Below are 18,751 nucleotides of genomic sequence, written 5' to 3'. Positions count from 1 at the left end.
GGCATGCTGGCGGCGGACGCCGCGTTCGACGCGGTGCAGGCCGGCCGCCAGAGCGACGAACTCAACGCGTACCCGGACGCCTTCAAGCAATCGTGGCTGTACACGGAGCTGTACCGCGCGCGCAACTTCAAGCAGTGGATGGCCAAGGGGCTGTACCTCGGCACGCTGATGGTCGGGCTCGAGCAGAAGGTGATGGGCGGCAACGTGCCGTGGACGCTGCATCACAAGCACGCAGACCACGAGATGCTGAAGCCGGCATCGCAATGCGAGCCGATCGAGTATCCGAAGCCGGACGGCAAGCTGACGTTCGATCGCCTCTCGTCGGTGTTCATCTCGAACACGAACCACGAGGAGAACCAGCCGGCGCACCTGACGCTGAAGGATGCGAACGTGCCGGTGAACGTGAACCTGCGCACGTACGCGGGGCCGGAGGGGCGCTTCTGCCCGGCGGCCGTGTACGAGTTCGTGAAGAACGACGACGGCAGCGATCGCCTGGTGATCAACGCGCAGAACTGCGTGCACTGCAAGACCTGCGACATCAAGGATCCGACGCAGAACATCGTGTGGGTCACGCCGGAAGGCGGCGGCGGGCCGAATTACCCGAACATGTAATTGCCGGAACGCGCCGCCACGAGCGGCGCGTTTTTTGGCTGCCGCAAACGAAACGGGGCGCTGCCTGAAGCAGCGCCCCGTTTCACATTCTCCGCACGCCGACCAGGAGAGACGCGCTGCGCCCCGCCCGCTTGCGTCAGGTCGCGCTGCCCGCGATCTTCGGCGTCGTCGTCTCGACATCCCCGCACTGCGCGCGATGGCGCAGCGCATGGTCGATCAGCACCAGCGCGAGCATCGACTCGGCAATCGGCGTCGCACGAATGCCGACGCACGGATCGTGACGACCGAACGTTTCCACCGTCGCCTCCTCGCCGGCCTTCGTGATCGAACGGCGCGGCGTACGGATGCTCGACGTCGGCTTGATCGCGATCGACACGGTGATGTCCTGCCCCGTCGAAATCCCGCCGAGCACACCGCCCGCATGGTTGCCGACGAAACCGCCCGGCGTCAGCTCGTCGCCGTGCACCGAGCCGCGCTGCGCGACGCTGTCGAAACCCGCGCCGATCTCGACGCCCTTCACCGCGTTGATGCTCATCATCGCCTTTGCGATGTCCGCATCGAGACGGTCGAACACCGGCTCGCCCCAGCCGACCGGCACGCCCGACGCGACGACGTCGATGCGCGCGCCGATCGAATCGCCGTCCTTGCGCAGCGCATCCATGTACGCCTCGAGCTCCGGCACGACCGCCGCATTCGGCGAGAAGAACGGATTCTCGTGCACGTACGCCCAGTCGACGAACGGCACATCGATCTCGCCGAGGCCGCTCATGTAGCCGCGCACCTCGACACCGAAGCGCTCGCGCAGCCACTTCTTCGCGACCGCACCCGCACCGACGATCGGCGCGGTCAGGCGCGCGGACGAGCGGCCGCCGCCGCGGTAGTCGCGGATACCGTATTTCTGCCAGTAGGTGTAGTCGGCGTGGCCGGGACGGAACGTCTCGACGATGTTGCCGTAGTCCTTGCTGCGCTGGTCGGTGTTGCGGATCAGCAGCGCGATCGGCGTACCGGTCGTCACGCCTTCGAACACGCCCGACAGGATCTCGACCTCGTCGGCCTCCTGCCGTTGCGTCACGTGACGCGACGTGCCGGGCTTGCGGCGATCGAGCTCGACCTGGATGTCGGCTTCGGTCAGCCCCATTCCCGGCGGGCAGCCGTCGATCACGCAGCCGATCGCGGGACCGTGCGATTCGCCGAAGGTCGTGACAGTGAAAAGCGTGCCGAGGGTATTGCCGGACATGATGGAACCGCCGAATAAGAAATGGACAGGCCAGTACAGGCCCGCCGAAATATAGACAGGCCTATATTATGCCAGCCGTCCCGGCAGCGCGGGACCTACCCGGCACATCGCCTCAGGACATGCGTCGTGGCCAATCACACGCCGCGGAACAAGCAAGCCGACCCTCGCGTGGACAGGCAATCACCCAGGGCCGCCCGAATCGACTACCGATCGGAACCGCATCGACCGGTGCAAAACAGCCGGACGCGCGCCGCCCGCCCCTTACTTCCGCGCGCCGCGCAGTTCGATTACGGCGGCCTGCAGCGTCTCGGGCGTCGCGACTGACGCCGGGATCGGCTCGCCGACCGCCAGCGTCAGCCGGCTCATCACGCCGCGCTTGATGGGCCGCGGCATCCGCGCATCGGAATGCCGCGAAAAATAGCTGCCCCACAGCCCGCGCAGCGCCATCGGAATCACGGGCGCCGGCGTGCGGGTCAGGATCTCCGTGATGCCGTGGTGGAACGTGTTGATGTCGCCTGTCTTCGTCAGCTTGCCTTCAGGGAAGATGCACACGAGTTCGCCGTCCTTCAGCGCGGCCTCGCATGCGTCGTACGCGCGTGCAAGCATCGCGGGATCTTCGTGACGCGGCGCAATCGGGATCGCCTTCGCATGCCGGAACACCCAGCTCGCGAAGCGCGTCTTGAAGATCCGGTGATCCATCACGAAACGGATCGGGCGCGGGCTCGCAGCGGCCAGCACGAGCGCATCGACGTAGCTGACGTGGTTGCACACGAGCACGGCCGCCCCTTCCGCCGGAATCCGCTCCGCGTGCACGAGGCGAATCCGGTAGAAGGTGTGCACGAGCACCCACGCCACGAAGCGCAACAGGAACTCGGGCACGAGCAGATAGATATACGCGGCGACGATCACGTTCAACAGCGCCGTGACGAGGAACAGCCCCGGGATGCCGACGCCGGCCTTGGTCAGCCCCATCGCCATCACGGCCGACAGGATCATGAACAGCGCGTTCAGGATGTTGTTCGCCGCGATGATCCGCGCGCGGTGCGTGGGGGCGCTGCGGCTCTGGATCAGCGCGTACAGCGGCACGCTGTAGAAGCCGCCGAACATCGCGAGCAGGAACAGGTCCGCCAGGATGCGCCAGTGGCGCGCGCCGGCCAGGAACTCGCCGACCGACAGCAGATGGCCAGGCGACGGCAGCGCGTGGCTCGCGAAATACAGCTCGATCGCAAATACGCTGATGCCAATCGAGCCGAGCGGCACGAGGCCGATCTCGACGCGCCGCTGCGACAGCCGCTCACACAGCAGCGAGCCGAGGCCGATGCCGACCGAGAACGTCGCGAGCAGGATCGTGACGACGTCGGGGCTCGCGGACAGCACGTCCTTCGCGAAATTGAAGAACGACGTGAGGAACGTCGCGCCGACGAACCACAACCACGAGATGCCGAGCAAGCTCAGGAACACGGTGCGGTTCTGGCGTGCGAGCCCGAGGTTGCGCCAGGTCTCGCTGACCGGATTCCAGTTGATCACGAGATCGGGCTGCGGCGCCGGCGTGGACGGCACGCGCTGCGCGACGAGCCGCCCCGCGAGCGCGATGACGACGACGCTCACCGCGAGCACGCGCTCGCCCCTGCCCTCGATGCCCGCCGCCGCGCCGCCGATGATCGTGCCGATCAGGATCGCGATGAACGTGCCCATCTCGACGAGGCCGTTGCCGCCGACCAGTTCATGCTCGCCGAGATGTTGCGGCAGGTACGAATACTTGACGGGCCCGAACAGCGTCGAGTGCATCCCCATCATGAACGTGCACAAATACAGCAGAGATGCGCTGTGCGTGACGAAGCCGGCCGCGCCGACCAGCATCAGCACGATCTCGAAGGTCTTCACGAAGCGCGTGAGCGTCGCCTTGTCGTACTTGTCGGCGATCTGGCCGGACGTCGCCGAGAACAGCACGAACGGCAGGATGAAGATCGCGGAAATCAGGAAGGCCGCCGTCTTTGCATCGACGCCGGAGAACCGCGCGGTGTGATAGGTGACGAGCGACGTGAAGCCGATCTTGAAGACGTTGTCGTTCAGTGCGCCGAGAAACTGGGTTGTGAAGAACGGCGCGAAACGGCGCTCGCGCAGCAGGTCGAACTGCGACGCGTGCGCGTGCCGTTCGTCACGCCGCCCGGAAGTGGCTTGCGTTTGATCGCTCATGCGGAATACGCGCGCGTCGTCTGGGCAACGCTGCGCGGGCCTCGTGTGGTCATTGAAAAAACGGCGGCGCAGGACAAACCTGCGCCGCCGCGCGCCGGGTGGCGGCGCCCGCGCATGACGGCGACGGGCGCGGCGTGGTTCACGACTTGTGCGCTTCGGCTTCCGATTCCGGCCAGTCGCGGATGTACGCCTTCAGCATCCGGTTCTCGAAGCTCTGCGCCTCGACGACCGTCTTCGCGACGTCGTAGAACGAAATGACGCCCATCAGCACCTTCTTGTCGAGCACCGGCATGTAGCGCGCATGGCGCTCGAGCATCATCCGGCGCACTTCGTTGACATCCGTTTCCGGCGTGCACGTGAGCGGCTCGTCCATCACCTTGCGCACCTGCACGTCGCCGATCGCGCCGCCGTTCACGTGCAGGCGCAGGATGATCTCGCGGAACGTCAGCATCCCGACGAGATCGCCGTACTCCATCACGACGAGCGAACCGATATCGTGCTCGGCCATCGTATCGACCGCTTCGCGCAGCGGCTTATCGGGCGTCACCGTAAACAGCGTGTTGCCCTTCACTTTCAGAATATCGCTGACGCGCATCGTAGTCCCCTCATGCTTGAATGCAAAACCTCTTTCGATCCTATCGGAAAGCCTGTCAAAAGGAAAGCGCGCGCCCGCGCGGCGGCCGCTCCCCGCTTGCGGAAGCGGCCCGCCGGCCGCACAATGGCCCCATGGACAGCGGCCAGAGGAGACGGCCATGGCGCATACGCATTCGGAGCAATTCGCCAGCTTCGCTGATTTCTACCCGTATTACCTGAACGAACACCAGAACCTGACGTCGCGGCGGCTGCACTTCATCGGCTCGCTCGGCGTGATCGGCTGCGTCGCGATGGCGATCGCGACCGGTGACTGGATGTGGCTGCCGGCAGCAATCGTCTGCGGCTACGGGTTCGCGTGGGTGGGACACTTCTTCTTCGAGAAGAACCGCCCAGCCACGTTCCGGCACCCGATCTACAGCCTGATGGGCGACTGGGTGATGTTCAAGGACATCTGCACCGGGAAAATTCCGCTCTAGCCCGACGGGCAGCGGATTATGTCGGTTTTCGGGCCCGTGAACGGCCCGCGAGCCGACATTTTGGCGCTCGAAGGATCGAGGCTCGAGCGTCGTGCAGCGCTCCCCCCGATCACGCGATGCCGGCCGGCATTCACGGTCGGCATGCCATTCCGGTCGGCGGGAAACCGCCTTCGCAACGTCGCCGGATACTCGCGATACAGCATTGCTCGTCGATCCGGCTCGCCCGCTTTCGCCCCCCGATGGCGGGCCATACCCGCCGTCGGGGCGCCGGCAATCGAGAATCACGACACACGGGTTACCTGCCACGCACCGCTACCGCCATCACGATTGAGGAAACGCCCCCGTGACGAGGTACTTGGAGCTGTATGCCGCCCCTACACCGTTGGTGTCCAAGGCGGCTGCAAGCGTGCCCGCCACGTCGCCATTCGAATCTTTTTGCGGAAACGTAGACACAAGATACACACAAGCCTTGTCACTCGACCGTGCATCATTGGCGCTGGCGCCCATTTTGCCGAACGCACGCCCTTGGCCGCACGACCGACGAATCGACCGGTCCGTACACGAGCGATCGCGAACCGCTGAAAGCCGCGACCGGCCCCGCACTCACGCGGTCCGCGGCGGCCGCGCGTGCGGATCCGACACGGCGCCCGGCGCCTGCCCCGGGATCGCTGCCGGCTGCGCCCCTGCAAGCCGGTGCGCGGCGATCAGCGACGCGAGCGACACGTCGAAGCGGTCGCTCGACAGCACCGCAAGCAGCGCCGCGCCATCGACATGGCTGCGGCGCCGCTGCAACTGGTAGGTGAGCTCCGTGCGGTCGATCACCAGCACGTCGAACAGCTGCGCGAGCGTCAGCTGCTCCGGGTTCGCGAGCAGGATGTAGCGCGGCGTGGTCTCGCCGCCACCGTCCAGCCGCGCCACCCACTCCCGCTCTTCCATCGTCGTCAGCAACCGCTGCGCGGTTTCCATGTCGCAGCGCAGCATGGTCGCGAGCCGCATCGCCGGGTAGCCGCGCTTGCCGGCCGTGCGCGCTTCGGCCAGCCGCGCGAGCATTTCCAGTGCGTCGAGCAGGTCGCTGCCCGGATAATGGATACGGTGGAACTGGCCGACGCGGATCGCCGGCAGCGCGGAGGCCACCATCGCACCGAGCAGCGCGATGAACCAGCTCAGGTACACCCAGAGCAGGAACACCGGCAATGCGGCGAACGCGCCGTAGACCGCCGTATAGGTCGGAATGCGCCGCACGTAGTAGCCGAAGCCGCGCTTCGCGAGCTCGAACGCGACGGCCGCGAACAACCCGCCGATCACCGCGTCGCGCCATGCGACCGTGCAGTTCGGCAGGTACACGTACAGCAGCGTGAACGCGAGCACCGTCAGCGGCAGCGACACGAGCGCAAGCAGCCATTCGACGATCGACGTCGAAGGTGCTGCGCCGGTAAATGCGAGCGACTGCGTGAACAGGTACGACGAGATCGACAGGCTCACGCCGAACAGCAGCGGGCCGAGCGTGATCAGCGCCCAGTACGCGAGCACGCGCTGCGCGAACGGCCGGGGCTTGCGCACCCGCCAGATCAGGTTGAACGCCGACTCGATCGTCATCATCGTCATCACCGACGTGACGACGAGCACGATCAGGCCAGCCGTCGTCAGCCCCTTCGCCTTCGATGCGAACTGGTTCAGGTACTTGAAGATCTGGATGTTGAACTGCGCGGGCATCAGGTGATCCGCGAGGAACCCCTGCAACGAGATCTGGAACGACGCGAACATCGGAAACGCAGTGAACAGCGCGAACGCGACCGTCACGAGCGGCACGAGCGCCAGCATCGTCGTGAACGTCAGGCTGCCCGCCACTTGCGGGATGCGATCCTCGGCGCTGCGCCGGGCTGCGAACTGCGCCAGGCGCTTGATGGTGTCGAGATCGACGCTCAACTTCGGCAAACCGCTTCTCCTTCTGATACCGCGCGCCCGACGGCGCGCCGCCGCGCTGCGCGACGGCTTCAGCCCCTATAATAGCCGCTCGATTCCAGCAGGGGCCGACTGCACCGGGCACGCGCGCGGCCGCACGCGGCTCCGTCGCCCATGAAAGACATCCTCGTCCTCTATTACAGCCGTCACGGCGCCACGCGCGATCTCGCGCTCGCGATCGCGAACGGCATCGACAGCGTGCCGGGCATGCAGGCCCGCATCCGCACCGTGCCGCCCGTGTCGGCCGTCTGCGAAGCCACCGCCCCCGATATCCCCGCAGACGGCCCGCCGTATGCGGAACTGCGGGATCTCGAGGAATGCGCGGGCCTCGCGCTCGGCTCGCCGACCCGCTTCGGCAACATGGCCGCCTCGCTCAAGTATTTCCTCGACGGCACCACGCCGCAATGGCTTTCGGGTGCGCTGACCGGCAAGCCGGCCAGCGTGTTCACGTCGACGGGCAGCCTGCACGGCGGCCAGGAATCGACGCTGCTGTCGATGATGCTGCCGCTGCTCCATCACGGGATGATGATCGTCGGGATCCCGTATACGGAATCCGCGCTCACCACGACGCGCACGGGCGGCACGCCGTACGGCGCGTCGCACGTCGCGCAGCACGATCGCTCGGCAGCCGCCGGGCTGTCGGCGGACGAAAAGGCGCTTGCGGCCGCGCTCGGCGTGCGGCTCGCACGCGCGGCGGCCGCCCTCGCCAGCGCCCAGGCCGCCGAGGCCGCATGAACGCCCCCGCCCGCCCCGCCGTCGCGGCCCGGCCGCGCTATGCGCTGGTCGCCATCGCGTGCCTCGTCGCGCTGATCGCGCTGTCGCTCGCGTGGGAGCTGTGGCTCGCGCCGCTGCGCCCGGGCGGCTCCGCGCTGATGCTCAAGGCCATCCCGCTCGCGCTCGCGCTGCCCGGCGTCTGGCGGCGTAACATCTATACGATGCAGTGGGCGAGCATGCTGATACTCGTCTATTTCGCCGAAGGCGTCGTGCGCGGCATGTCCGATCGCGGGCTGTCCGCGACGCTCGGCTGGTGCGAGACCGCGCTCGCCGTCGGCTTCTTCGTGGCGGCGCTGGCATACGTCGCGCCGTACAAGCGCGCGGCAAAAAAGTCGCGCACTGCGTCCTGACCCTTACGCGACAAGGTGATGATGTCCTCCGAAGCTTTCATTTCCGCGTGCCGCGATGCGATCGGCGCCGACCATGTACTGACCGACCCGCACGATACCGAACCGTTCCTGACCGACTGGCGCCGCCGCTACAAGGGTGCCGCATGCGCGGTGCTGAAGCCCGCGAACACGGCCGAAGTCGCCGCGCTCGTCAAGCTGGCCAACGCACACGGCATCGCGCTCGTGCCGCAAGGCGGCAACACGGGCCTGGCCGGCGGCGCCACGCCCGACGCGAGCGGCAGCCAGGCCGTGCTGAGCGTCGCGCGCCTGAACCGCGTGCGCGCGCTCGATCCGCACAACAACACGATCACAGTCGAAGCGGGCGTGATCCTCGCTGACGTGCAGGCGCGCGCCCGCGAAGGCGGCCGGCTGTTCGCGCTGAGCCTCGCGGCGGAAGGCAGCTGCACGATCGGCGGCAACCTGTCGACCAATGCGGGCGGCACCGCGGTGCTGCGCTACGGCAACGCGCGCGAACTGTGTCTGGGGCTCGAGGTCGTCACGCCGCAGGGTGAAATCTGGGACGGCCTGCGCGGCCTGCGCAAGGACAACACCGGCTACGACCTGCGCGACCTGTTCATCGGCGCGGAAGGCACGCTCGGGATCATCACGGCGGCCGTGATGAAGCTGCATCCGCTGCCGGCCGCGCAGGTCACCGCACTCGCCGCGCTCGAATCGCCGCACGCGGCGCTCGATTTCCTCGCCCTCGCGCAGCGCGCGGCCGGGCCGCTGCTGACCGGCTTCGAGCTGATGTCGGACTTCTGCATGCAGCTCGTCGGCAAGCACTACCCGCAGCTGCGCTACCCGTTCGCGCAGACGCATGCGCAGACGGTGCTGCTCGAACTGTCCGACAACGAAAGCGAAGCGCATGCGCGCGCGCTGTTCGAGAAACTGATGGAAGAAGCGTTCGAGGCCGGGCTCGTGGTCGACGCGGTGGTCGCGGAGAATCTCGCGCAGTCACGTGCGTTCTGGGATCTGCGCGAGCACATCCCGCTCGCGCAGGCCGACGAGGGGCTCAACATCAAGCACGACATCGCGGTACCGATCTCGTCGATCGCGCGCTTCATCGACGAGACCGACGCGGCGATCCAGCAGGCCGCGCCGGGCGCGCGGATGGTCACGTTCGGCCACCTCGGCGACGGCAATCTCCATTACAACGTGCAGATGCCCGAAGGCGGCGACCCGAAAGCGTTCCTGGCCGCGTTCCAGGCGCCGATCAACCGGATCGTCTACGACAACGTGCACCGCCACCACGGCACGATCAGCGCGGAGCACGGCATCGGCCAGTTGAAGATCGACGACGCGCAACGCTACAAGTCGCCGGTCGAAACGACGCTGATGCGCACGCTGAAGACCGCGCTCGACCCGCGCGGCCTGATGAATCCCGGCAAGGTCCTGCGCTGAAGCCGCCTACTCCGGAGCCACGCCCGTGAAAATCCGCGTCTTGTCCGACCTGCATCTCGAAAGCAACCTGCCCGACACGATCCCGCATGCCGGCGCGGATCTCGTCGTGCTGGCCGGCGACATCCACAATCACGCGGAAGGCCTGCGCTGGGCCGCCGAAACGTTCGATCCTGCGGTGCCGGTGATCTACGTGCCGGGTAACCACGAGTACTACGACGGGGAATTCGGCGCGCTGGAGACGGCGATGCGCGATGCGGCGCAGGCGCTCGACAACGTGCATTACCTGAACAACGACGTCTACGTCGATCCCGAACAGCGTTTCCGCGTGCTCGGCACGACGCTCTGGGCCGATTTTTCGCTGTTCGGCGCCGACGAAGCCAGCGTCGCCGGTGCGATCGAGGCCGGGCTGCGCGTGATGCTCGATTTCAAGGGATTGATCCAGGTAACCTGGCCGCACGACGCGGCGCTGCATGCGGCGCCGGGCACGCCGGAACGGGATTTCTCGCCGGCCGACGCGATCTCGCTGCATCGACGAAGCCGCGCGTGGCTGGAAACGCAGCTCGCGACGCCGTTCGCGGGCCGGACGATCGTCGTCACCCACCATGCGCCGCACCGCCGCTCGCTGGCGGAGCGCTATGCAGAAGATCTTGCGTCGGCGGGATTCGTCACGGACATGGCGGAACTCGTGCAGCCGCCAGTGGATCTGTGGCTCCACGGCCACACGCACACATCATTCGACTACCTGGCGGACGGCGGCACACGCGTGGTGTGCAATCCGCGCGGCTACATCCACCGGCGCACCGGCGAACTGGAAAATACCGCGTTCGCGTGGGACAAGGTCGTCGAACTCGGCTGAACGCCGGCCCGCCCGGCCGCGTTGCGCAGCCTTTGCCGACCCGGAGCGCGGCTGCGGGATCAGCGGCCGGGGCGGCGCGGGTCGCGCACTCGCACCGGCACCGGCTTCAGCTGCGCCTTCGCCTTCATCGCGCGCAGCAGGTCGCGGGTCGCCGCGGCGGCCGCGGCCGCGCCCAGCAGGACTCCAAGGCCGATCATCAGGTGCGTATCCATTGCTGCTCCGGGGTTGCGTATCTCGTTAATTCCCACAGTATCAAACTGTCTGACACGCGTTCGTAAAAAAATGTTGCGTGAAGGACAAATCTCGTCAGATTGCGCTCAGCTGCGCCGTCATGTCGCACGCGTGTACTGCTCGAGCGCGGCTTCGTCGGCTGCGAGCGTGACCGGCAGTTCGTCGCGCAGGAAATCGACCCAGGTGCGGATTTTCGCGTCGAGGTACTGGCGCGACGGATACAGCGCGTAGATGTTCATCTCGTGCGACCGGTATTCGGGCATCACGCGCACGATGTGCCCGCTGCGCAACCAGCCGATCGCCGAATAGACCGGCAACCCGCCGATCCCCATCCCTTCCCGCACGGCCACCGCGAGCGCCTCGGCGACGTTCACGCGAAACGGCGGCGCCGTGATCGGGACGACCTCGTCGCCGTTCGGCCCCGCCAGCGCCCATTCGTCGAATTGAAAGCCCGGTGTGATCATCCCGAGGCAGACGTGCTGCGCGAGATCCGCCGGCCGCTGCGGCACGCCGTGCGCCTCGACGTAGCTGCGCGACGCGCATACCACGCTGTAGCTCTCACCCAGTCGCTGCGACACGAGCCCCGAATCCGGCAGGTCGCGGCCGACGACGATCGCGACGTCATACCCCTCGTCGAGCAGGTCGGGCATCCGCTGCGCGAGTGTCAGCTCGACGTGCACGTCCGGGTAGCGCTCGCGATAACGCGCGATGGCCGGCACCAGGTAGTGCTGGCCGAGGCTCGTGAAGCAATGCACCTTCAGCTTGCCCGACGGGCGCGCATGCGCGTCGCCCGCCTCGGCTTCGGCCTGGTCGACATACGCGAGGATCTGCTCGCAGCGCTGCAGGTAGCGCTCGCCGGCCTCGGTCAGCGCGATCCGGCGCGTCGTGCGGTTCAGGAGGCGCGTGCGCAGGTGCGCCTCGAGATCCGAGACCGCGCGCGACGCGTAGGCGGTGGTCGAATTCATCTGCTGGGCGGCCGCGGTAAAGCTACCCGCGTCGACCACGCGGACGAACACCCGCATGTTTTGTAACGTATCCATCCCATTACCCGTTTGAATCCGGACGGATTGTTGCACAGAGGCGAACAAGTATTGTCTCAGGATTCGTAAAAATGACTTGCACCCTTGTCCATTTATTCAGGAATCACTGAAAAATATAATCGCATCCGACTCATCTATATCCGAAAGGGAGAAAATCGTGCAGTCTCCGGCGACAAAAGGGACGCTCGCACTGGCGGTTCTTGCAGTCTCATTAATAATGGCCGGGTGCGCGAGCATGGGCGACAACAAGCCGCAGTCGGCCCGCATCGAGGCGAACGCGCTCGACGCGGGCGCCGCGATCCGTGCGGCCGACCGTGACGCGGGCTGGCCCGCGGCCGACTGGTGGCGCGCCTACCGCGATCCGCAGCTCGACGCCTGGATCGCCAACGCCCAGGCCGGCAACCCGACGCTCGCGGCCGCCGAGGCGCGGGTGCGGGAAGCGCAGGCAATGGCGCGCATCGCCCGTTCGGCCGAACTGCCGCAGATCAACGGCAACCTCTCGCTGATGCGCGAGCACTGGCCGGACAACGTGTACTACGGCCCGGGGCCGCTCGCGAACGCGGATACCTGGAACAACACCGGCACGCTCGGCCTGTCGTACCACCTCGACCTGTGGGGCAAGGACAAGAACGCGACCGAACGCGCGCTCGACACCGCGCATGCGACCGCCGCCGATGCGCGTGCGGCGAAGCTCGAGCTCGAAGTCAACGTGGTGCGCGCGTATGTCGGCATGTCGATGAACTATGCGCTGCTCGACCTCGCGCACGCAACGTTCGAACGCCAGCGCTCGCTCGCCGATCTCGCGCGCAAGCGGCTGCAGGCCGGCCTCGGCACGCAGCTCGAAGTGAGTCAGGCGGAATCGACACTGCCCGATTATGAGCGCCAGATCGACAGCTACGAGGAAGCGATCCAGCTCGCGCGGCACCAGCTCGCCGCGCTGGCCGGCAAGGGCCCGGGCGCCGGCGATGCGATCAAGCGGCCGCAGCTGTCGCTCGACGCACCGGCCGGCCTGCCGTCGGCGATGCCGGCCGACCTGCTCGGCCGCCGCCCGGACGTCGTCGCGGCGCGCTGGACGGTCGACGCACAGGCGCGCGGCATCGATGTCGCGAAGGCGTCGTTCTACCCGAACATCGACCTGCTCGCGACGGTCGGCGGCTTCGGCGTGACCGCACCGTTCACCGACTTCCTGCGCGCAATGAACGGCGGCTGGACGGCCGGCCCTGCACTGTCGCTGCCGATCTTCGAAGGCGGCCGGCTGCGCGCGCAGCTCGGCGCGGCGAATGCCGGCTACGACCAGGCGGTCGAGCGCTACAACCAGACGATCGTCGGCGCGCTCAAGGACATCGCCGACCAGGTCGTGCGGATCCGTTCGCTCGATACGCAGAAGAAGGACGCGGCACGCTCGGTGGCCGCCAACGACCGCAGCTACCAGCTGTCGCGCGAAGGCTTCCGCCGCGGGCTGACCGACTACGTGAACGTGCTGGTCGCGCAGCAGCAGTTGCTGCGCGCGCAGGAGACGGCCGCCCGCATCGATGCGGAACGCCTCGCCGCGCACGCTCAGCTGATGGCCGCACTCGGTGGCGGCGTCGAGACGGGCACGGACGTGCCGGGCGGCGATCCGCGGGGCGGCCATCCGTCGCATGACGAATCCGCCACGGGCGCCGCCGCACCTGCCGCTGCGTCGAGTGCGAAGCCCGTGGCAGCGGTCGTCCGGCCCGCGCAGATTGCGGCCGCCGGTGCGTCCGGCGTGCCGGCTGCACGGTAACGCGGAGCGACCATGTCAGCCTCCTCCCCCGCTTCCACACCCGCCGGCGGTCCGTTCGCGGCCTGGTACGCCGCGTTCGGCGACTGGGCCCGCACCGACGGCGCCGCGTGGCTCTACCTGTTCAAGGCGCTGCTCGCGGCTTTCATCGCGCTCGGTGTGTCGATGCGGCTCGACCTGCCGGCGCCGAAGACGGCGATGACGACCGTCTTCATCGTGATGCAGCCGCAAAGCGGCGCCGTGCTCGCGAAAAGCTTCTACCGGGTTGCCGGCACGATCTTCGGGCTCATTGCGACGCTCACGTTCGTCGGGCTGTTCCCGCAGCAGCCGCAGCTGTTCCTGCTGGCCATCGCCCTGTGGATTGCGATGTGCACCGCCGGCGCCGCGCGCAACCGCAACTTCCGCAGCTACGGCTTCCTGCTCGCCGGCTATACGACCGCGCTGATCGGCCTGCCCGCATCGCAGCACCCGGACGGTGCATTCATGAGCGCGATGACGCGCGTCTCCGAAGTCATCATCGGGATCGTATCGGCCGGCGTCGTCAGCGCGCTCGTGTTTCCGCAATACACGGGCGAGCAGATGCGCTCGACAGTACGCAAGCGCTTCGGCAGCTTCGTCGACTATGTCGCGTCGGCGCTGTCGGGCCAGCTCGACCGCGCGCACATCGAGACCATCCACACGCGCTTCGTCGCCGACGTGGTCGGCTTCGAGGCCGCGCGCAGCATGGCCGTGTTCGAGAATCCGGACACGCGCATGCGCAGCGGCCGCCTCGCGCGGCTGAACAGCGAGTTCATGAGCGCGTCGAGCCGCTTTCACGCGCTGCACCAGCTGATGAACCGGCTGCACGCGGCCGGTGCGCAGGCCGCGATCGATGCGATCGAACCGTATTTCCGTGAAATCGCACCGCTGCTCACGCGCCATGGCGAACCGGTGCGCACGTCGATCGACGCCGCGCACTCGGCCGAGCAGTTGCTCGCGTGGCGCGATGCGCTGCCGCGCCGCATCCGCGCGACGCGCGCGGAACTCGAAACGCAGCTCGACTTCCCGCTGCTCGACTTCGACACGGCCGCCGAGCTGCTGTACCGCTTCATCACCGACCTGCAGGAATACGCGGCGACCTATGCGTCGCTCGCGACCGCGACGCACGAGCGCGAACGCTGGATCGAGCGCTACGAGCCGCGCACCAACCGGACGGCCGCCACGATCGCGGGGATCCGCACCGCGACGGTGATTCTCGCGCTGGGCTGGTTCTGGATCGAAACCGCGTGGCCGAGCGGCGTGATGCTGGTGCTGAACGCCGCGGCGACCTGCGCGCTCGCGTCGTCGGCGCCACGCCCGACCGCGATGGCCGCGCAGATGGGGATGGGCACGGCGCTGGCCGTTTGTACCGGCTTCCTGCTGATGTTCGGCATCTACCCGCGGATCGACGGCTTCTGGCTGCTGTGCGCGGCGCTCGCGCCGTTGCTCGCGATCGGCATCTACATGACGCTGAAGCCGAAGCTCGCGGGCTACGGGATGGGCTACCTGATCTTCTTCTGCTTCCTCGCCGGCCCCGACAGCATCACGCACTACGATCCGATGAGCTTCATGAACGACGCGCTCGCGCTCCTGCTGTCGATGCTGGTATCGGCGATCGCGTTCGCCGTGCTGTTCCCGCCGACCGCGCCGTGGCTCAAGAAACGGCTGTTCGCCGACCTGCGCCACCAGGCCGTCGCGGCCTGCCACGCGCGGCTCGCCGGATTGCGCACGCGCTTCGAGAGCGGCGCGCGCGACCTGATGTACCAGGCGCACACGCTGTCGGCCGACCAGCCCGACGTGCAGCGCGACGCGCTGCGCTGGATGTTCGCGGTACTCGAAACCGGCAACGCGGCAATCGACCTGCGCCACGAGCTGGCAACGCTGCCGCCCGACCCGCGCTATGCGCCGACGATGCCGTGGCGACGCGCGATCGAGACGATGCGCGCCGCGCTGTCGTCGCTGTTCACCCGGCCGGACGCCGAACGTCTCGATGCAACACTCGCCGCGGTCAACGATGCGATCGACGCGACCCGGCAGGCGCTCGACGCGTTCACGCCGACGCGCGACGAGCGCCATCGGCTGCAGCGCATCCTGAGCCACCTGCATTTCGTGCGCACGGCACTGCTCGATCCCGAATCGCCGCTCGCCGCGCTCAACCGCAACCGCCCCGTGCGTCCCCAACCAGGAGCCTCGTCATGATGCCGCGTGAAATCGCCATTCTCGATGCCTACATGCCCACGGTGGTGCTGATGTTCGTCCTCGGCGCGCTCGCGACCTGGGCCGTCGACCGCCTGCTCGCCTATACGGGCCTCTACCGTCTCGTCTGGCACCCGTCGCTGTTCCGGGCCTGCCTTCTCGTCTGCATTTGCGGCGGACTGAGTCTTGCCGTTTACCGTTGATTCCGAACCATCATGATTCTCAGAAAACTCTTCGGCTTCGTCGCGACCGCCGTCATCCTTCTCGTCGCGATCCTGATCGGGCGCTCGCTGTGGGTGCACTACATGGACGATCCGTGGACGCGCGACGGGCGCGTGCGCGCCGAGATCGTCAACGTCGCGCCGGACGTGTCGGGTGCGATCGTCGAATTGCCCGTGCATGACAACCAGCTCGTGAAAAAGGGCGACCTGATCATGCAGATCGACCCGTCGCACTACCAGATCGCGGTCGAGCAGGCGCAGGCGGCCGTCGCTGCCCGCCGCGCGGAACTGCAGATGCGCCGCGACGACGCAGCCCGCCGCGCGGATCTCGATGCGCTCGTCGTGTCGAAGGAAAACCGCGAGAACGCCGCACACAGTGCGTCGAGCGCCGACGCGCAGTACCAGCAGGCGATCGCCGCGCTCGATGCCGCAAAGCTCAACCTCGAGCGCACGCGCGTCGTCGCGCCGGTCGACGGCTACATCACGAACCTGCAGACCTTCAAGGGCAACTACGCGGTGGCCGGCCAGGCGAAGCTCGCGATCGTCGACAGCCACTCGTTCTGGGTCTACGGCTACTTCGAGGAAACCAAGCTGCCGCGCGTGAAGATCGGCGCGCCGGCCGAGATGCGGCTGATGAGCGGCGGCGTGATGAAGGGCCACGTCGAAAGCATTTCGCGCGGCATCTACGATCGCGACAACCCGCAAAGCCGCGATCTCGTCGCGGACGTGAACCCGACCTTCAACTGGGTGCGCCTCGCGCAGCGCGTGCCGGTGCGCATCAAGATCGACGACGTGCCGGCCGACGTGGTGCTGTCGGCGGGCACGACCTGCACGGTCATCATCGATCCCGACAAGCAGAAGAAGTCGTAACGAGCGAACGGCCGGGCGCGTTCAGGCCGCGATGCGAAAGCGCCCGACCAGCGACTTCAATGCCTGCGCCTGTTCGTCGAGCGCGTTCGCCGCGGCGGCTGCCTGTTCGACGAGTGCCGCGTTCTGCTGGGTGCCGGCGTCCATCTGCGTGACCGCGCGGCCGATCTCGTCGATCCCGGCGCTCTGCTCGTCCGACGCCGCCGAAATCTCGCCGATGATGTCGGTCACGCGCTTCACCGCGCGCACGACGTCGCCCATCGTGCGGCCCGCGTCGTGCGCGAGCGCCGCGCCGTTTGCCACACGCTCGACCGACGCGCCGATCAGTTCCCGGATCTCCTTTGCCGCAGTCGCCGAGCGCTGCGCGAGCAGGCGCACCTCGCCCGCGACCACCGAAAAGCCGCGCCCCTGTTCGCCGGCGCGTGCGGCCTCGACCGCCGCGTTCAACGCGAGAATGTTGGTCTGGAACGCGATCCCCTCGATCGTGCCGATGATGTCGCGGATGTTCTTCGCGCTGTCGTCGATCTCGCTCATCGTCGCCACCACGCGCCCGACGACTTCCCCACCCGTCTCCGCGACAACCGACGCATTCGCCGCGAGCGCGCTCGCCTGCCGCGCGTTCTCGGCGTTCTGCCGTACGGTCGACGTGAGCTGCTCCATGCTGGCCGCGGTGCGCTCGAGCGCGACGGCCTGCTGCTCGGTGCGCTTCGACAGATCGAGATTCCCGGTGGAAATCTCGCCCGACGCCGCCGCGATCGCCTCGGCGCTGACGGCGATCTCGCCGACGGTCGCCGCGAGCCCCGTCTGCATCTCGGCAAGCGCACGCACCATGCTGTCGCGGTCGTGCCGATCCAGCTTGATCGGTCGCGTCAGGTCGCCGCGCGCGATGTCCGCGGCGATCGCCTTCGCGTGCGCGGGCTCGCCGCCGAGCTGCGACGCGAGACGGCGCACGACGCGCTCGGCGATCACGATCGCGAGCACGATCAGCGCAACCGTCATCGCCGCGATCATCGCGAATGACGACGAGAAAATCGTGGCGGACGCATCGAGCGTCGCCTTCGACTTCGCGCCGCGCGTCTTCACGAGTTCGGCGACGAGTTTTTCGAGCTTGCCGGTCTCGACCAGCAGCGACACGTCCTGCGTGCCGACCTGCCAGCTCATCTGCGACAGGTCGAGCGGCTGCGCGCGCACGAGCGCGACGAAATCGCGCAGGTGCGCGCTCCACGTGCCGACCGCCGTCGAGAATGCATGCAGCCGCGCCGAATCGTCGACGTCCGCCGGATCCGCGTAGCGCTGCAGCGTGCCGAGGGCCTGGCCGATCGATGCGAGCCCCGCGCCAACCTCGGCGCCCAGTTCGTCGCGCTCCTTCGCGGTAGTCGCAGTCAGCAGCATCTTCTGGGCACGGCTCGCGCGCAGCACTTCGGCCCGGACCTCCTCGGCCGCGCGGCTCGCAACGTGGCCCTGCTCGTAGACCGACGCGATCGACGCATTCAGCCGGCTGATCTGCCAGAGCGAAAACATGCCGATCGCCAGCGTGCCGGCGAGCAGGATCGCGAATGCGGCGCGCAACGTCGCCTTGACGGTCCACGGCCGGCGCTCGCGACGCGCCGCTCGCAGGCGCCGGGCGGCGCGACCGGCGGCAACGCCGGGTACGGCGGCCGCACCCGGCTGTGGATGCAAAGATGCTGCTTTCATCGAATTATCCCCGTATTGATCACGCGGCCGGAAAGGTCGGTCCCGGCGTTCCCGCGATGGCTGGCCGTGCCGCGCGTCCTGCGCCCGCACGGCGGATAGCCGGTGCCGGGCGCGGCGCGCCTGTTGTCATTGGGTCCTTCTACGGCCGCCACCGCCGTTTCTTGAGTCCGGGAAACCACGCACCGGCCCCGGGCGCGGCCCCCGCTGACCGACGGGGCGCGCCG

General features: G+C 67.7%; 17 protein-coding genes. 10 read left to right on the top strand and 7 right to left on the bottom strand.

Going from position 1 to position 18,751, the window contains the following annotated elements:
• Positions 1 to 612, top strand: a 612-nt coding sequence (locus B7G54_RS33970; protein WP_208864977.1) for a 4Fe-4S dicluster domain-containing protein, incomplete at its 5' end; no start/stop codon positions are given.
• A 136-nt stretch (positions 613 to 748) separates the two neighbouring features.
• Here B7G54_RS33970 and aroC read toward each other — a convergent pair.
• From aroC to B7G54_RS33955, 3 genes are all read right to left on the bottom strand, one after another.
• Complete coding sequence (aroC, locus tag B7G54_RS33965) at positions 749 to 1,849, bottom strand: chorismate synthase (RefSeq protein ID WP_085043083.1); 1,101 nt, start codon at positions 1,847 to 1,849, stop codon at positions 749 to 751.
• A 261-nt stretch (positions 1,850 to 2,110) separates the two neighbouring features.
• The gene (locus tag B7G54_RS33960) at positions 2,111 to 4,045 is read right to left on the bottom strand and encodes an MFS transporter (protein ID WP_085043082.1); all 1,935 of its coding nucleotides are present in this window, start codon (positions 4,043 to 4,045) and stop codon (positions 2,111 to 2,113) included.
• A gap of 139 nt (positions 4,046 to 4,184) precedes the next feature.
• Positions 4,185 to 4,640 (bottom strand): CBS domain-containing protein, encoded by a 456-nt coding sequence (locus tag B7G54_RS33955; RefSeq protein ID WP_006755543.1) that lies wholly within the window; start codon positions 4,638 to 4,640, stop codon positions 4,185 to 4,187.
• Positions 4,641 to 4,797: 157 nt separating this feature from the next.
• Between B7G54_RS33955 and B7G54_RS33950 the strand changes: the two genes are divergently transcribed.
• Positions 4,798 to 5,115: an Mpo1-like protein gene (locus tag B7G54_RS33950; RefSeq protein ID WP_085043081.1), complete on the top strand. Its 318-nt coding sequence runs from the start codon at positions 4,798 to 4,800 to the stop codon at positions 5,113 to 5,115.
• A gap of 603 nt (positions 5,116 to 5,718) precedes the next feature.
• Here the strand turns inward: B7G54_RS33950 and B7G54_RS33945 are convergent.
• Complete coding sequence (locus tag B7G54_RS33945) at positions 5,719 to 7,050, bottom strand: YihY family inner membrane protein (protein ID WP_085043080.1); 1,332 nt, start codon at positions 7,048 to 7,050, stop codon at positions 5,719 to 5,721.
• 141 nt (positions 7,051 to 7,191) lie between these two features.
• On the opposite strand from B7G54_RS33945, the gene wrbA reads away from it, so the two are divergent.
• From wrbA to B7G54_RS33925, 4 genes are read left to right on the top strand one after another with little or no spacing between them, the layout of a single operon-like run.
• Positions 7,192 to 7,812 (top strand): NAD(P)H:quinone oxidoreductase, encoded by a 621-nt coding sequence (wrbA, locus tag B7G54_RS33940; RefSeq protein WP_085043079.1) that lies wholly within the window; start codon positions 7,192 to 7,194, stop codon positions 7,810 to 7,812.
• Positions 7,809 to 8,201 (top strand): DUF2069 domain-containing protein, encoded by a 393-nt coding sequence (locus B7G54_RS33935; RefSeq protein WP_085043078.1) that lies wholly within the window; start codon positions 7,809 to 7,811, stop codon positions 8,199 to 8,201. The genes wrbA and B7G54_RS33935 overlap by 4 nt, the downstream gene beginning before the upstream one ends.
• 18 nt (positions 8,202 to 8,219) lie before the next feature.
• Positions 8,220 to 9,641: an FAD-binding oxidoreductase gene (locus B7G54_RS33930; protein WP_085043077.1), complete on the top strand. Its 1,422-nt coding sequence runs from the start codon at positions 8,220 to 8,222 to the stop codon at positions 9,639 to 9,641.
• A gap of 25 nt (positions 9,642 to 9,666) precedes the next feature.
• On the top strand, positions 9,667 to 10,497 hold the full coding sequence (locus B7G54_RS33925) for a metallophosphoesterase (protein WP_085043076.1): 831 nt from the start codon (positions 9,667 to 9,669) through the stop codon (positions 10,495 to 10,497).
• A gap of 59 nt (positions 10,498 to 10,556) precedes the next feature.
• Here B7G54_RS33925 and B7G54_RS39230 read toward each other — a convergent pair whose 3' ends face one another.
• Positions 10,557 to 10,709, bottom strand: coding sequence for a hypothetical protein (locus B7G54_RS39230; protein WP_165765646.1), 153 nt, complete (start codon positions 10,707 to 10,709; stop codon positions 10,557 to 10,559).
• A gap of 117 nt (positions 10,710 to 10,826) precedes the next feature.
• Positions 10,827 to 11,768 (bottom strand): LysR family transcriptional regulator, encoded by a 942-nt coding sequence (locus B7G54_RS33920; RefSeq protein WP_085043075.1) that lies wholly within the window; start codon positions 11,766 to 11,768, stop codon positions 10,827 to 10,829.
• A 157-nt stretch (positions 11,769 to 11,925) separates the two neighbouring features.
• Here B7G54_RS33920 and B7G54_RS33915 point away from each other — a divergent pair, with 157 nt between their 5' ends.
• Genes B7G54_RS33915 through B7G54_RS33900 form a run of 4 tightly spaced genes read left to right on the top strand, consistent with a single transcriptional unit; the run spans position 11,926 to position 16,835 of the window.
• Positions 11,926 to 13,533, top strand: coding sequence for an efflux transporter outer membrane subunit (locus tag B7G54_RS33915; RefSeq protein WP_085043074.1), 1,608 nt, complete (start codon positions 11,926 to 11,928; stop codon positions 13,531 to 13,533).
• 12 nt (positions 13,534 to 13,545) lie between these two features.
• Positions 13,546 to 15,747 (top strand): FUSC family protein, encoded by a 2,202-nt coding sequence (locus B7G54_RS33910; RefSeq protein WP_085043073.1) that lies wholly within the window; start codon positions 13,546 to 13,548, stop codon positions 15,745 to 15,747.
• On the top strand, positions 15,744 to 15,947 hold the full coding sequence (locus tag B7G54_RS33905) for a DUF1656 domain-containing protein (protein ID WP_011351756.1): 204 nt from the start codon (positions 15,744 to 15,746) through the stop codon (positions 15,945 to 15,947). The genes B7G54_RS33910 and B7G54_RS33905 overlap by 4 nt, the downstream gene beginning before the upstream one ends.
• Positions 15,948 to 15,959: 12 nt before the next feature.
• Positions 15,960 to 16,835, top strand: a complete 876-nt coding sequence (locus B7G54_RS33900) for an efflux RND transporter periplasmic adaptor subunit (RefSeq protein WP_011351755.1) — start codon at positions 15,960 to 15,962, stop codon at positions 16,833 to 16,835.
• 21 nt (positions 16,836 to 16,856) lie between these two features.
• On the opposite strand, the gene B7G54_RS33895 is transcribed toward B7G54_RS33900, so the two are convergent.
• Positions 16,857 to 18,527, bottom strand: a complete 1,671-nt coding sequence (locus tag B7G54_RS33895; protein ID WP_085043072.1) for a methyl-accepting chemotaxis protein — start codon at positions 18,525 to 18,527, stop codon at positions 16,857 to 16,859.
• Positions 18,528 to 18,751 lie beyond the last annotated feature (224 nt).

Source organism: Burkholderia puraquae (assembly GCF_002099195.1).
GTDB lineage: Bacteria > Pseudomonadota > Gammaproteobacteria > Burkholderiales > Burkholderiaceae > Burkholderia > Burkholderia puraquae.
This window is presented reverse-complemented; position numbering and strand designations above follow the sequence as displayed.